This window comes from Castellaniella denitrificans, from assembly GCF_042653765.1.
GTDB classification, from domain to species: Bacteria; Pseudomonadota; Gammaproteobacteria; order Burkholderiales; family Burkholderiaceae_B; genus Castellaniella; species Castellaniella denitrificans.
The window spans coordinates 292,788-306,314 of sequence record NZ_JBHSEZ010000028.1 but is presented as its reverse complement, the minus strand read 5'-3'; the positions used below and the strand labels follow the sequence as shown (position 1 = coordinate 306,314).

13 protein-coding genes and 1 tRNA gene are annotated in these 13,527 nt (G+C 68.5%); 1 reads left to right on the top strand and 13 read right to left on the bottom strand.

Annotation, left to right across the window (positions count from 1 at the left end):
- Positions 1-101: 101 nt before the first annotated feature.
- The 13 genes from ptsP to ACFO27_RS13485 form a co-directional block, all read right to left on the bottom strand.
- Positions 102-1,856: a phosphoenolpyruvate--protein phosphotransferase gene (gene ptsP, locus ACFO27_RS13545; protein ID WP_376817797.1), complete on the bottom strand. Its 1,755-nt coding sequence runs from the start codon at positions 1,854-1,856 to the stop codon at positions 102-104.
- 17 nt (positions 1,857-1,873) lie between these two features.
- Positions 1,874-2,143, bottom strand: a complete 270-nt coding sequence (locus ACFO27_RS13540) for an HPr family phosphocarrier protein (RefSeq protein ID WP_376817796.1) — start codon at positions 2,141-2,143, stop codon at positions 1,874-1,876.
- A gap of 12 nt (positions 2,144-2,155) precedes the next feature.
- The gene (locus ACFO27_RS13535) at positions 2,156-2,569 is read right to left on the bottom strand and encodes a PTS sugar transporter subunit IIA (protein ID WP_376817795.1); all 414 of its coding nucleotides are present in this window, start codon (positions 2,567-2,569) and stop codon (positions 2,156-2,158) included.
- Positions 2,566-3,537 (bottom strand): glutathione synthase, encoded by a 972-nt coding sequence (gene gshB / locus ACFO27_RS13530; RefSeq protein ID WP_376817794.1) that lies wholly within the window; start codon positions 3,535-3,537, stop codon positions 2,566-2,568. The genes ACFO27_RS13535 and gshB overlap by 4 nt, the downstream gene beginning before the upstream one ends.
- 131 nt (positions 3,538-3,668) lie before the next feature.
- Positions 3,669-4,193, bottom strand: a complete 525-nt coding sequence (gene infC / locus ACFO27_RS13525) for a translation initiation factor IF-3 (protein ID WP_376818061.1) — start codon at positions 4,191-4,193, stop codon at positions 3,669-3,671.
- A gap of 37 nt (positions 4,194-4,230) precedes the next feature.
- Positions 4,231-6,177: a threonine--tRNA ligase gene (gene thrS, locus ACFO27_RS13520; protein WP_376817793.1), complete on the bottom strand. Its 1,947-nt coding sequence runs from the start codon at positions 6,175-6,177 to the stop codon at positions 4,231-4,233.
- 252 nt (positions 6,178-6,429) lie between these two features.
- A tRNA-Val gene (locus ACFO27_RS13515) sits at positions 6,430-6,506 on the bottom strand.
- A gap of 77 nt (positions 6,507-6,583) precedes the next feature.
- Complete coding sequence (locus ACFO27_RS13510) at positions 6,584-7,354, bottom strand: class I SAM-dependent methyltransferase (RefSeq protein ID WP_376817792.1); 771 nt, start codon at positions 7,352-7,354, stop codon at positions 6,584-6,586.
- On the bottom strand, positions 7,354-8,535 hold the full coding sequence (locus tag ACFO27_RS13505) for an acetyl-CoA C-acyltransferase family protein (RefSeq protein ID WP_323024834.1): 1,182 nt from the start codon (positions 8,533-8,535) through the stop codon (positions 7,354-7,356). Before ACFO27_RS13505 ends, ACFO27_RS13510 begins: the two co-directional genes overlap by 1 nt.
- A gap of 159 nt (positions 8,536-8,694) precedes the next feature.
- Positions 8,695-9,660, bottom strand: a complete 966-nt coding sequence (locus ACFO27_RS13500) for a chemotaxis protein (protein ID WP_376817791.1) — start codon at positions 9,658-9,660, stop codon at positions 8,695-8,697.
- Between the two features lie 143 nt (positions 9,661-9,803).
- Entirely contained in the window at positions 9,804-11,390 is a 1,587-nt protein-coding gene (locus ACFO27_RS13495) for a copper resistance CopC/CopD family protein (protein WP_376817790.1), read from the bottom strand.
- Positions 11,387-11,923, bottom strand: a complete 537-nt coding sequence (locus ACFO27_RS13490; RefSeq protein WP_376817789.1) for a YcnI family copper-binding membrane protein — start codon at positions 11,921-11,923, stop codon at positions 11,387-11,389. The genes ACFO27_RS13495 and ACFO27_RS13490 overlap by 4 nt, the downstream gene beginning before the upstream one ends.
- 38 nt (positions 11,924-11,961) lie before the next feature.
- Positions 11,962-12,369 (bottom strand): DUF2946 family protein, encoded by a 408-nt coding sequence (locus tag ACFO27_RS13485; RefSeq protein ID WP_376817788.1) that lies wholly within the window; start codon positions 12,367-12,369, stop codon positions 11,962-11,964.
- Positions 12,370-12,585: 216 nt separating this feature from the next.
- Between ACFO27_RS13485 and ACFO27_RS13480 the strand changes: the two genes are divergently transcribed.
- On the top strand, positions 12,586-13,527 hold a 942-nt coding region (locus ACFO27_RS13480; protein WP_376817787.1), incomplete at its 3' end, for an MCP four helix bundle domain-containing protein.

The window sequence follows — 13,527 nt, the reverse complement described above, 5'->3', positions numbered from 1 at the left end:
CCAGGGTACAGCCGCCTGACGATTCTATCAGCGAACCGGCGGACCCGGTGAACCCGTGCCCGCCCGCACCCGATGGCGCCGGCCGGGCTTCCAGGCGGGACTCAGGCGTCCAGGGTGGACAGGTCGATGCGCTCGGCCCGGTTCAGGGCCGACGCGACCTTGACCCGCAGGGCGTTGGAATGCGCCTTGCGGATTTCCTTCTTCACGTCCAGCAGCTGCTGCGGATGCATGGAAAACCCGGTCAGACCCAGGCCCAGCAGCATGCGGGTAACGCGCACGTCGCCGGCCATCTCGCCGCAGATCGACACGGGCTTGCCCACCCGCTCGCCGGCATTGATGGTGTGCGCGATCAGGCGCAGCACCGCCGGGTGCATCGGATCGTACAGGGACGCGACGTCGGTGTCCCCCCGGTCGATCGCCAGCACGTACTGGATCAGGTCGTTGGTGCCGATGGACAGGAAGTCGAGCGCCTCGGCGAAGGGCTCGATGGCGATGGCCATGGCGGGGATCTCGACCATGGCGCCCACCTGCACGCCGGCGTCGTGGGGCAGGCCCTGGGCGCGCAGTTCCTCGGCGGCCCGCGCCAGGGCGCGGCGGGCGGCATGGATCTCGTGCATGTGCGACACCATGGGGAACAGCACCCGGATCGGCCCGTGCACGGCGGCCCGCAGCAGCGCGCGCAGCTGCGTGTTGAACATCTCGGGATTGGCCAGGCAATAGCGGATCGCGCGCAGGCCCAGCGCCGGATTGGTGGCCACGGTCGCCTCGCCGTCGAGCGTCTTGTCGGCGCCGATGTCCAGCGTGCGGATGGTGACCGGCCGGCCCGCCATGGTACGCACGACCGAGGCGTAGGCCTCGTACTGCTCTTCCTCGCCCGGCAGGTCGGGGCGTCCCATGAACAGGAATTCGCTGCGGAACAGCCCGATGCCCTCGGCGCCGGCCGCCAGCGCGTCGGCGGCCTCCTCGGGCAATTCGATATTGGCTTCCATGCGAATCTGGATGCCGTCGAGCGTCACGGCCGGCGCGAAGCGCAGCGCCTTGAGCTCGTCGCGCTCGCGCAGGAAGGCCGCCTGCCGTTCCTGGTATTCCCGCAGCACGGCGTCCGAGGGATTGACCAGGACCAGTCCGTTCAGGCCGTCGACGATCAGCCGGTCGCCGTCGCGCACCAGCGTGCGCACCAATCCCATGCCGACCACGGCCGGCACGTTCATGCTGCGCGCCACGATGGCCGTGTGCGAGGTGGCGCCGCCCAGGTCCGTCAGGAATGCGCCGAAGCGCCCGCCCCTCAGGCGCATCATGTCGGCCGGGGAGATGTCGCGCGCCACCACGATCAGGCTGCCGTCGACGGCCACCGCGTCCAGGTTCGGCAGCCAGTGCTTGGATCCCGACAGCGCCCGCAGGACGCGCTCGATCACCTGGCGCACGTCCCCGCCGCGCTCGCGCAGGTAGGCGTCCTCCATCAGGGAGAACTGCTCCACCAGGATCTGGCCCTGGGTCGTCAGCGCCCACTCGGCGTTGTACCGGCGCTCCGCGATCAGCTGGCAGACGGACTGCACCAGCATGGGATCCTGCAGCAGCATGGCGTGCACCGACAGCAGCACGCCCAGTTCGCGCGGCGCGTCGGCCGGCAGGTCCTCGGCCATCTGGCTCAGGTCGCGCACGGTCTCGTCCACCGCGCGCGTGAAACGCCGCTGCTCGGATTCGATGTCCTCGTCGGCGATGCGGTAGTGCGCGACCTCGAGCGAGGCCGCGCTCATGACCACGGCCCGGCCGATGGCGTAGCCGCGCACCACCCCCTGGCCGTACAGGCACAGGGTGGAGGAGATCGCGGACGAAACGGGTTCCGGCGAATTCATGCGGGGCGCGGCCTGGCTTATTCCGCTTCTCCGAAACGCCCCTCGAACAGGGCCCGGATGTCGTTCAGGGCCTGGGCCTCGTCCTCGCCCTGGGCGTCGATCCGGACGGTGACGCCCAGGCCCGCGGCCAGCATCATCACGCCCATGATGCTCTTGGCGTTGACGCGCTGGGCCCCCCGCGAAATGAAGATGTCGCTACGATAGCGCCCGGCCAGTTGGGTCAGCTTGGCCGCCGCGCGCGCATGCAATCCCAGCTTGTTCGAAATCACCAGATCGATGGAAGGCATGGGCACGGGCTCCTAGCAGGCACACGGGGGTTCCGCATTCACGATTCCGCGCAACGCCCCCTGACGCACGCGTTCACTGAGAGATTCGGGGTTTTCCTGCTGGTCTGTCAAGGCTTTCAGCACCATGCAGGCGTTGGTGCCGGTCAGCAGGTGCGCCACATAGCCATCGTCCAGCGCCTGGCGCAGCGCCTGGGCGGCGATGTTGAACGGCGTCGCTCCGTACAGGTCGCACAGGATCAGGACGGGCTCGGCGGGCCCGCGCGCGCGCATCCATTCCAGGATGCGCCCGGTCTGGGTGGCGGGATCGGCGTCGGGCGCGATGTCGAAGACCGTCAGGTCCGGCACCCGGCCCAGCACGTGCCGGGCGCAGGCCTCGAAGGCCGCGCCCAGGGGCTCGTGCATGACCAGGGCGATGCGGGTATTCATGACGACGTACCGCCATTCACGGCCTGGACCAGGGCCTCCACGAAGCGGCCGGCCACGTCGTAGCCGGTCTGCTCGGTGATTTCCACGAAACAGGTGGGGCTGGTGACGTTGATCTCGGTGATGTAGTCGCCGATCACGTCCAGGCCGATCAGCAGCAGGCCGCGCCCCGCCAGCTTCCGGCCCACGGCCCGGGCCAGTTCGAGGTCGCGGTCCGACAGCGGCTGGGCGCGCCCGCGTCCGCCGGCGGCCAGGTTGCCGCGGCTCTCGCCCACGAGCGGGACGCGCGCCAGGGCGAACGGCACCGGCTCGCCGCCGATGATCAGGATGCGCTTGTCGCCGTCGAGGATCTCGGGGATGTAGCGCTGCGCCATGATGGTCCGCGCGCCCAATTCCGTCAGGGTTTCCAGGATGGAGCCCAGGTTCGGCTCTTCGGGCCGCAGGCGGAAGATGCCGCTGCCGCCCATGCCGTCCAGGGGCTTGACGATGACGTCGCCGTGCTGCGCGTGGAAGGCGCGCAGCCGCGCCATGTCGCGGCTGACCAGGGTGGGGGCCGTGTACTGCGCGAACTCGATGATGGCGAGCTTTTCCGGATGGTTGCGGATCGCCGACCCGGCATTGAACACGCGCGCGCCCTGGGCCGCCGCATAGTCGAACAAGTGCGTCGCGTAGACGTATTCCATGTCGAAGGGCGGGTCCTTGCGCATCAGCACCGCGTCGAAGTCGGCGAGCGCGCATTCGCGCGGCGCGGCGTCCTGCGTCCACCAGTCGTGGCCGTGCCAGTCGGCATCGGCGCGCAGACGCATCGCCGTGGCGGAGACCCGCACGCGGCCTTCCAGAACGTACAGGTCGCCCATCGTGGCGAAGCTGAAGTCGTGCCCCTGCGCCGCCAGGCTGCGCATGATGGCGACGGAGGAATCCTTCCAGGCCTTCAGGGCGGGCAGCGGATCGATGACGAACAGAAAATGCATGAATGCCTCTGTAATACCTCTGGTGCCCCGCTGGGGCTCTCCAACCGGGGCGGCGCTTCACCTCGCCGCTTGCAAGCGGCTCGGATTCGATCGGCACGAAATGGTCCGCAGGGACCATTTCGTGTCCGATCTCATCCCGCTTTCTTGCGTGGCGCCAGCACCATCACCATCTGGCGGCCTTCGAGCTTGGGCATGGCCTCGACCAGGACCAGTTCGCCCAGGTCGTCGCGCACCCGTTCGAGGACGCGCATGCCGAGTTCCTGGTGGGCCATCTCGCGGCCGCGGAAACGCAGCGTGACCTTGGCCTTGTCGCCATCCTCGATGAAGCGGCGCAGATTGCGCAGCTTCACCTGGTAGTCGCCTTCGTCGGTACCCGGGCGGAACTTGACTTCCTTGACCTGGATGATCTTCTGGCGGGAACGGGCTTCGGCCTGGCGCTTCTGTTCCTGGTACTTGAACTTGCCGTAGTCCATCAGGCGGCAGACCGGGGGGCTGGCCGTGGGGGCGATTTCGACCAGGTCGACGTCGTTCTGTTCGGCCATGGACAAGGCCTCGGATGTGCGAACGATACCCAGCTGTTCGCCATCCACGCCGATCAGGCGGACTTCATGAATGCGGATCTCACCGTTGACGCGGTGTTTCTTTTCGGTTGCGATGTCGAGAACTCCTGTGAGTTGATGAAAAAGGGGCGAATCAGGCCTGCGCCGGTTCGGTCCCCTGCTGTCGGGTCGAGATTTCGTGCTTCAGTCGGGCGGTGAAATCCGCCACCGGCATCGTGCCCAGATCCAGGTTGCCGCGCCCGCGCACGGACACGGCGCCGGATTCGCGCTCCTTGTCGCCGACGACCAGAATATACGGGATTTTCTGCAGGCTATGTTCGCGGATTTTACGGGTGATCTTTTCGCCCCGCACGTCGGCGAACACGCGCAGGCCCTGTTGCTTCAGGTCCCGGGCGAGCTGTTCGGCATAGGCGGCGGAACCGTCGGAGATGCAGCAGATCACGGCATGGTGCGGCGCCAGCCAGGCGGGCAGCGCCCCGGCGTGGTTTTCGATCAGCATGCCGATGAAGCGTTCCAGGGATCCCAGGATGGCCCGGTGCAGCATCACGGGCGTGCGGCGCTGGTCCTGGGCGTCGACGTATTCGGCCCCCAGGCGCGCGGGCATGGAAAAGTCCACCTGGATGGTGCCGCACTGCCAATGGCGGCCGATGGCGTCCTTCAGGGTGTATTCGATCTTCGGACCGTAGAAGGCGCCCTCTCCTTCCGAGACTTCGTAGTCGCAGTGGGACAGGTCCAGGCTGTCCTTCAGGGCCTGCTCGGCCTTGTCCCAGACCTCGTCGGCGCCGATGCGCTTTTCGGGGCGGGTGGCGACCTTGTACAGGATCTCGGTGAAGCCGAAGTCGGCGTAGACCTTCTGCAGCAGGCGCGTGAAGGCGGCGCACTCTTCCTGGAGCTGGTCTTCCGTGCAGAAGATGTGCCCATCGTCCTGGGTGAAGCCGCGCACGCGCATCATGCCGTGCAGCGAACCGGAGGGCTCGTTGCGGTGGCACTGGCCGAATTCGCCGTAGCGCAGCGGCAGTTCGCGGTAGGAGTGCAGGCCGGCGTTGAAGATCTGCACGTGGCCCGGACAGTTCATGGGCTTCAGGCCGTACACGCGGTTCTCGGACTCCGTCGTGAACATGTTTTCCTGGTAATTGTCCCAGTGGCCGGTCTTCTTCCACAGGGACAGGTCCAGGATCTGCGGCGCCTTGACTTCCTGGTAGCCGTTGTCCTGGTACACCTGGCGCATGTATTGCTCGACCTGCTGCCAGACCGTCCAGCCCTTGGGGTGCCAGAAGATCAGGCCCGGCGCCTCGTCCTGGAAGTGGAACAGGTCCAGCTCGCGGCCGATGCGGCGGTGGTCGCGCAGTTCGGCCTGCTCGAGCATGTGCAGGTAGGCGTCCTGGTCTTCCTTGCGGGCCCAGGCGGTGCCGTAGATGCGCTGCAGCATTTCATTGTTGCTGTCGCCGCGCCAGTAGGCCCCGGCGACCTTCATCAGCTTGAACACTCGCAGGCGGCCGGTGGACGGCACGTGCGGGCCGCGGCACAGGTCGATGAAGTCGCCCTCGCGGTACAGGCTGATCTTTTCGTTGGTGGGGATCGAGGCGATGATCTCGGCCTTGTAGGCCTCGCCGATGCCGCGGAAGAACTTCACGGCCTCGTCCCGGTCCCATTCCTCGCGCGTCACGGCTTCGTCGCGGCGCGCCAGTTCGGCCATCTTCTTTTCGATGGCTTCCAGGTCTTCCGGCGTGAAGGGCCGCTTGTACGAGAAATCGTAGTAGAAACCGTTGTCGATCACCGGGCCGATGGTGACCTGGGCGTCGGGAAACAGGGTCTTGACCGCGTAGGCCAGCAGGTGCGCCGTGGAGTGCCGGATCAGGTCCAGGCCTTCGGCGTCCTTGTCAGTGACGATGCTCAAGGAGGCATCCCGGTCGATCACGTGGCTGGTGTCCACCAGGCGCGCCGGTTCGCCGTCCACGGCCAGCCGGCCGGCCAGCGCCGCCTTGCCCAGCCCGGTCCCGATGGAGCGCGCGACCTCGTGCACGGAAACGGGATGGTCGAATTCGCGCCGCGAACCGTCGGGAAGGGTGATGCAAACCATTTAAGCGTGTCCTGAAAATGCGAAACGCGGCCTGCGCCGCGTCGATAAAAAGCCTGAATTTGCCGTGCAGGAAGGAATCTTCCCAGTGTAGCAATCGGGAGGGCAACAATCAATTTGATACAGGGCACGCACTGGATTCGGCGCGGCTGGACGACCTGCGAAGGCGAGGATTGTTGCAAAACAGCAAAAAGCCGCGCATCGTTCGATCGCGCGGCTTTTTTTGCAGGACTGGCCTGGTGTTTCCGGATGCAATGGTAGGCAGTACTGGATTCGAACCAGCGACCTCTACGATGTCAACGTAGCGCTCTAACCAACTGAGCTAACCGCCTGCATCGGGAAAGAACGCAATTTTATGGGGGATTTGAAAAGCTGTCAAATGCCGAACCCACCGCAAGCACCGGCCCCTTCAACCCCGGGCCAGCAGCGACCGCGCCCAGCGCCGCGCCGGCAGGCCGGTGCGGGATTCCAGCCGCTCGGCCCGGTCCAGCAGGTCCTGGCGCGACAGGTCCAGGGCATCGCCCTTGAAGGCCAGGACCACGGTGTTGCCCTCGTCGATTTCCGGCAGGCACAGCACGCGCCCGTCGAAAGCGGCGCGGATGCCCCGCAGGTTTTCCTCGAAGCTTTCGTGGTGGCCGAAGAGGTTCACGCTCATCACGCCCGGCTCGTCCAGGACCCGATGGCAGTCCCGGTAGAAATCCGGGTCGCCGCACACGGGGCCTTCGGCCCGGCTGTCGTACAGGTCCACCATCAGCGCCCGGTAGCGCCCCGCCCTGCCCGGCTCGGCCACCCAGTCGCGCGCGTCGGCATGATCGACGACGGACCGCACGCCGCCCGGCAGGCGGAAGAACGCCCGGCACAAGGCCGTGACGGCGGGATTGCGCTCGACCGTTTCCACCTGGGACCGGGTATGCCGCAGGGTGAAGCGCAGCAGCGATCCCGCGCCCAGCCCCAGGATGCCGATGCGGTCGCGCGCGCCGGCCGGCGCGAACAGCAGCCAGGCCATCATCTGCTGGGTATAGGCCAGCACCAGCTCGGACGGCCGGGCGATGCGCATCGCCCCCTGGATCCATTCCGAGTCGAAGTGCAGGTAGCGGATGCCGTCCTCTTCCGACAGGGTCGGCAGGTCGGCCTCGACGGCCGACCGCCGGTCGTCCCGGACGGCGCGAGACCGCGCCACTACAGGCGCTCGAAGATGGCGGCGATGCCCTGCCCGCCGCCGATGCACATGGTGACCAGGGCATGGCGGCCCTGGACACGCCGTAGTTCGTGCAGGGCCTTGACCGTGATCAGGGCGCCGGTGGCGCCGATCGGGTGCCCCAGGCTGATGCCGCTGCCGTTGGGATTGACCTTGTCCGGATCGAAGCCCAGTTCGCGGGACACCGCGCAGGCCTGGGCGGCGAAGGCCTCGTTGGCCTCGATCACGTCGATCTGGTCCAGGGTCAGGCCGGCGCGCGCCAGGGCGGCGCGCGTGGCCGGCACCGGGCCGATGCCCATGTACTGCGGATCCACGCCGGCATGGCCGTAGGACACCAGGCGGGCCATGGGGGTCAGCCCCCGGGCCCGGGCGGCCTGTTCCGTCATCAGCAGCACGGCGGCCGCGCCATCGTTCAGGCCGGACGCGTTGCCCGCCGTGACGGTGCCGTTTTCCTTGGCGAAGACGGGCTTGAGCTTGCTGAAGCTTTCGGGGCCGGCGTCGAAGCGCACGTGCTCGTCCTGGTCGAACACGATCTCGCCCTTGCGAGTCTTCTGCGTCACCGGCACGATCTGCTGCTTGAAATAGCCCTGCTCGATGGCGCGGGCCGCGCGGCGGTGCGATTCCAGCGCCAAGGCGTCCTGGTCCTCGCGGCTGATGCCGTATTTCTGCGCCACGTTCTCGGCCGTGACGCCCATGTGGTATTTCTCGAACGGGCAGGACAGCGCCCCCGTCATCATGTCCACCAGGCGCGAATCGCCCATGCGCGACCCCCAGCGCTGGCCCACCGCCACGTAGGGCGCGCGGCTCATGCTTTCGGCCCCGGCGCCGATGGCGACCTCGGCGTCGCCCAGCATCAGCACCTGGGCGGCGGACACGATGGCCTGCAGGCCCGAGCCGCAGAGGCGGTTGACGTTGAAGGCCGGCACGGCCTGGGGGATGCCCGCGTTCAGCGCCGCCACGCGCGACAGATACATGTCGCGCGGCTCGGTGTTGATGACATGGCCGAAGACGACGTGGCCGACGTCGGCCGCCGCCACGCCCGCGCGCTCCAGCACGTTGCGCACCACGAGTTCACCCAGTTCGCAGGGGGCGACGTCCTTCAGCCCTCCGCCGAAATCCCCGATGGCGGTACGGCAGGCTTCCACGATGACGATGTCTTGCATGATCGATTCCTATGATGAAAATGCCCCCCGTCGCTGCCCGCCTCGCGGCCTGCATGCCGCCCGGGTTCGCCAGGCGCGGGCCAATCCGCGGGGGCTGTCCCGCGTCCGGGCTCATCCCGCGGGGGGCGTTCTTGCCTTGGGGCGGCCCGGCGGTAAAAATCAGTGCCCCAGCGCCCCGCGGATGGCGGAGGACAGTTCCTCCGCGGAAAACTTGGGAACGTAGCCGTTGGCGCCGACGCTGCGCACGTGGTTCTCGTTGGCCGAGCCCGACAGGGACGAGTGGATCACCACCGGCATGGCGCTGAAACGGGGATCCTGCTTGATGTTGCGTGTCAACGTGAAGCCGTCCATTTCGGGCATTTCCAGGTCGGTCAGCATCAGGCAGACCTTGTCGTGGATGGTCTTGCCCTCGGCTTCGGCGGCCGCGGCCAGGGTGTTCAGGCGGTTCCAGGCTTCCTGGCCGGACTTGGTCATCTCGTAGGGGATTCCCATGGCCTTGAGGGTCTGTTCCATCAAGGCGCGTGCCACGAAGGAATCGTCGGCCACCAGCACCACGGTGCCGGGCTTCAGGGCGAACTTGTCGCCGACTTCCCTGGGATCGACCTGATGGCGGTTTTCCTCGGGCGTGATGGCCTGCAGGATGGCCTCGACGTCCAGCACCTGGGCCAGGCGCGCCTCGTCGCCGCCGCCCTCGGTCAGGCGGGCGATGCTGGTGATCAGGCTGGGACCCGTGCCGGTGTTTTCGGCGGAGATGACCTGGTTCCAGTCCAGCCGCACGATGTCCTCGACCGACTCGACCGTGAACGCCTGGGTGGTGCGGGCGTATTCCGTGACCAGCATCAGGGTCGGCGCGGCCGCCAGCTTGCAGCCGATGATTCCGGGCAGGTCGTACACGGGAATCACCTGGTCGCGCAGGTGCACGACGCCGAGCGAGAACTTCGGCGCGCCCGCGATCGGCGTGATGGCGGGCATGGTCACGATTTCGCGGACCTTCAGCACGTTGATGCCGAAGAGCTCGGACTGGCCCAGGACCGCGTCCGTCCCCAGGCGAAACAGGAGCAGTTCGAACCGGTTGGTGCCGGCCAGGTTGGTGCGTTCGTCGATTTCTTTCTGGAGTGAGCTCATGTCAGGCCTTTTGTGGATGCGGGGTCTCCGAACGGGAGATTCTAAACTGTCCACCAGGTTCCTGGACACACGGCGCATGCCGGTTCCGCCGGCGGCCCGCGGAAGGAACGCCGTCTCCCCCGCTCCGGACCGCCGCTAGCCGGTCAGGGCGGCAGCGGCCCTTCCAGCGTCACCTGCTCGAAATCGTCCACCAGGATCTCCATGCTCAGCCGCCAGTGTCCGGCGCCGGACACCGGCAAGGGGCCCGTTTCGGCGCGCCAGCGCCCATCGGCCAGGCGGCGGGCCTCCCGGCGCAGCGGCTCGATGCCGGCCTGCGGATCGCTCAGCGCCAGCGTCAGCCCCTGGGCCGCCAGGGGCCTGCCGGACGGATCGCTCAGGGCGACGAGCCATGCGCCGCCCGAGCGCGTCACCATGGCATGCGCCCGGTCATTGGACAGCATGAAGGACACTGGTCCATGGCCGTTCCGCTGAGAGGACGCGGCGCCGGCGGCGTCCAGGCTGCGCGGCGGCGGGGTGAAGCGCCAGAGCGACACCACGCCCAGCAGGACCACGGCGACGGCGGTTTCCGCCAGGATGCTGCGCCGCAAGCGCCCGCGGGCCGCCGCATCGCCCGCCAGGACGGGACCGGTGCAGCGCCAGCGGTTGAACGCCGCGATGCCGAGCAGCCCGCCCACCAGCGCCAGCTTCACGCTCAGGACGATGCCATAGGGCGTGTGCCACAAGTCCCCGGGCCGGTCCAGCTGCAGCAGCGCCAGCCCCGCCCCGCTCGCCAACAGGATGGCCACGACGGGCGTGATCCAGCGGGAGAACCAGGCCAGCGGCGACAGGCCGGCCGATCCATCCCGGCCGCTCCCCAGCAGGCGGGCCAGCGGCACGAGCGCGCCCAGCCAGGCCGCCGCCGTCGCCACGTGCAGCACGACCAGGGGGCGCGACAGCCACTGGGGCGGCGCCGTTCCGGCATGGCCGCTGGCGGCCAGCGCCGCGCCCGCCAGCGCCAGGCCGGCGCCCGCGCAGCCGCGCGCGATCCCGGCCCGGCGGGCGCGCAAGGCCCCCGCCGAGGCCAGCAACGCCAGGGCGGTCAGGCCCAGCGTCCAGGCATAGCGGCTGTCCAGGGCGGCCGACCAGGCGGGCCAGCCCAGCAGGGCCGATCCGGGCAGGTCCAGCAAGTCCAGCCCCTGCAGCCCCAGGTTCACGGGCAGCAGGATCAGGCCGATCCAGACCAGGTGCCGGGCCCAGGCCTGGCGGGCCGACGGTTCCCGCGCCCGGAACAAGGCCGCGCCCACGCAGGAGAACAGGCAGGCGTAGCCCAGCCAGCGGCCCAGCCAGATGGCCGCCTGGCGCCCGCCGGGCGGGGCGGCGGCTTGCATCGCCCTGGCCGGCCCGGCGAACGCGCCGACCGAATAGTCCAGCGCACCGCCCACGGGATGCCCGTCCGCCGACACGACGCGCCAACTGAGCAGGTAGGCGCCCCGCGCCGCGTCGCCGGGCAGCGGCACGCGGATCCGGCTCCCCCCGGCCTCCTCCGGCTTCACGTCCACGGGCGGCCCCTCCGGGCCGACCAGCCGCAGCGCGGTGACGCTGACGGGTTCGTTGAACGTCAGGACGGCGGCGGCCGGCGCCCGGTCGAGCACGGCGCCGGGTGCCGGGTCGGCCGACACCAGCGCGGCATGCCCCCACGCCGCCTGGCCCCACGCCAACAGGCAGGCGGCCAGGAAAAGAACGGCCTTCAAGGGTGATGGCCGTGGCCGCCCTCTCCCCCATGGGCGGGCGCCACGATCTTCACGCCCGGCGCGGGGCCTTGCGCGTCCGGATCGCCCGAGGTGTCGATCCAGCGCGACACGCCCTGCCCGCATTCCTGGACGACCGGGAAGTACACGGTCTGCCCGGGCTTGAGGGCGTCCGACAGATAGGCGCGGAAGACGAACTCGTCATAGTAGGCGTCGGGCAGGTCGCCGCTCCAGCTGATCTCGCGCACGCCGCTTTCCACCGGCGCGCCATGCAGGGTCTGGGGCCGCTCGTACTTGCCCTGGGTCAGGTCCAGGGTCCAGCCGGCCTTGGGCTGCGGCTTGGCCGCCAGCACGCCGTCGGGAATGCGCACGCGCAGCCGGGTGGTGGCGGCGCCATCGCAGCCATGGCCGACGCGCAGCACCGCTTTGTAATAGCTGCCCGCGGCGGCCTGGGTCGTTTCGAGGGTGACGTGGGCCTGGGCGGTCGAGGCCAGGCCGAGCAGGGCCATCAAGCCCGCGGCAAGAGAAAATTTCATGATGAAGCCTTTCGAATGAATCGTGATAAAGGGAACGATCAAAGGAAAGGCAGGGGCGGCGCCCGGGAACCGAGGGGCGCTCCGCGCACGCGCCGCGCCGGCGGCGCGGCGGTCCGGAACAGCGCCGGAGCGACCGCCTCCATCGCGACCGCGGCCAGGGCGGGCGCCACCGCCGGCAGGGGCGAGCCGCCGGCGTGCTGGGCCAGCAGGCACAAGGGGCTGGCGTGGGACTGCGGACGGTCGTCGGGATGGTGGTGGCCGTCCATCGACAGGCCCGGATTCTGCACCGGGCACAGCACCAGGCTCGGGAACAGGCCGTCGCGGGCCTCGACATCGAGCATCGTGCCCGCCGGCACCAGCGCGCGCAGCGCCAGGGCCAGACACAGGGTCCAGATCCAGGGCGCGGACAGGGCGCGGAACGGCCGACTCGGCGCAAGAAGCTTCATGTGGAAAGTATAGGGCACCCGGCCCGGTCGCGCGCTCCGCGCCCCAGGATTCCGGCAATCCCTTAGCGCCTAAATACCCGGCTTCCAGGGGTCATTTCGGCGCACTCACCGGCGCTTACCCATGTTAAAGATAGCGTTATTTCATTCTGTTTCTGCATGAATGATCGTGGCGCACACCCTGGCGCGCCACGCCCCCGCCGACTCCAAGGAGCCATCATGAGCATACGCGGCATCAAAATCAGCACCAGACTTTCGCTCGGGTTCGGCATCCTGATCCTGATCACCGTACTGCTCGCCGGCCTGGGTGTCCTGGAAACACGGAAAAACCTGGAGAACGGCGAGACCGTCCAGGTCCGCAACGAGATCAACGCCAAGATCCTGCAATGGGCGCGCTCCGTCGAGGTCAACGGGGAACACACGCTCGCCCTGACGCACATCCCGGATCCCGCGGCGCGCGAGGCCATCCAGGCGAAGATGGCGACCACCTCGAAGCACATCACCTCCCTGCAGGACCAGATCGGCACGCTCCTCCAGACCGCCGAGGGCCGGGCCCTGTACGAGAAAGTGCTGGAGGCCCGCAAGAACTACACCGGCCAGCGCAAGACCGCCATCGAGGACCAGAAGAAGGGCGACGCAGACAAGGCCAACAAATTCTTCCTGCAGGACATGCCGGGCCTGATCGCCGCCTACCAGGATTCGATCGACGCGCTCTACACCTTCCAGCAGGAACGCGAACGACAACTGTTCGCCGAGAGCCAGCAGGCCGGCCAGCGGACGCAGGTTCTCGTGACGCTGGCGGCCATTCTGGCGCTGGCCTGCGGCATCCTGCTGGCCTGGCGCATCAGCCGCTCCATCACCCAGCCCCTGCGGCAGGCCATGGCGCTGGCCGACGCCGTCGCACGGCGGGAGCTCGACCACGACGTCACGCCCCAGGGCAAGGACGAGCTCACCGCGCTGGAACACAATCTGCACGACATGATGGTCAGCCTGCAGCAGACCGTGCTGGACGTGCGCACCGGCGCGGACTCCATCGCCTCGGCCTCGAGCCAGATCACCGCCGGCAACCTGGACCTGTCCTCGCGCACGGAAGAACAGGCCAGCTCCCTGGCCGAGACCGCCGCCACGATGGAGGAAATCACCGCCACCGTGCGCCAGAAT

Coding starts and splice junctions, on each gene's coding strand:
- ACFO27_RS13500 (WP_376817791.1), bottom strand. CDS start 9,660: ATGAGCTCACTCCAGAAAGAAATCGACGAACGCACCAACCTGGCCGGC.
- ACFO27_RS13535 (WP_376817795.1), bottom strand. CDS start 2,569: ATGAATACCCGCATCGCCCTGGTCATGCACGAGCCCCTGGGCGCGGCC.
- gshB (WP_376817794.1), bottom strand. CDS start 3,537: ATGCATTTTCTGTTCGTCATCGATCCGCTGCCCGCCCTGAAGGCCTGG.
- ptsP (WP_376817797.1), bottom strand. CDS start 1,856: ATGAATTCGCCGGAACCCGTTTCGTCCGCGATCTCCTCCACCCTGTGC.
- ACFO27_RS13490 (WP_376817789.1), bottom strand. CDS start 11,923: ATGAAATTTTCTCTTGCCGCGGGCTTGATGGCCCTGCTCGGCCTGGCC.
- ACFO27_RS13485 (WP_376817788.1), bottom strand. CDS start 12,369: ATGAAGCTTCTTGCGCCGAGTCGGCCGTTCCGCGCCCTGTCCGCGCCC.
- ACFO27_RS13505 (WP_323024834.1), bottom strand. CDS start 8,535: ATGCAAGACATCGTCATCGTGGAAGCCTGCCGTACCGCCATCGGGGAT.
- thrS (WP_376817793.1), bottom strand. CDS start 6,177: ATGGTTTGCATCACCCTTCCCGACGGTTCGCGGCGCGAATTCGACCAT.
- ACFO27_RS13540 (WP_376817796.1), bottom strand. CDS start 2,143: ATGCCTTCCATCGATCTGGTGATTTCGAACAAGCTGGGATTGCATGCG.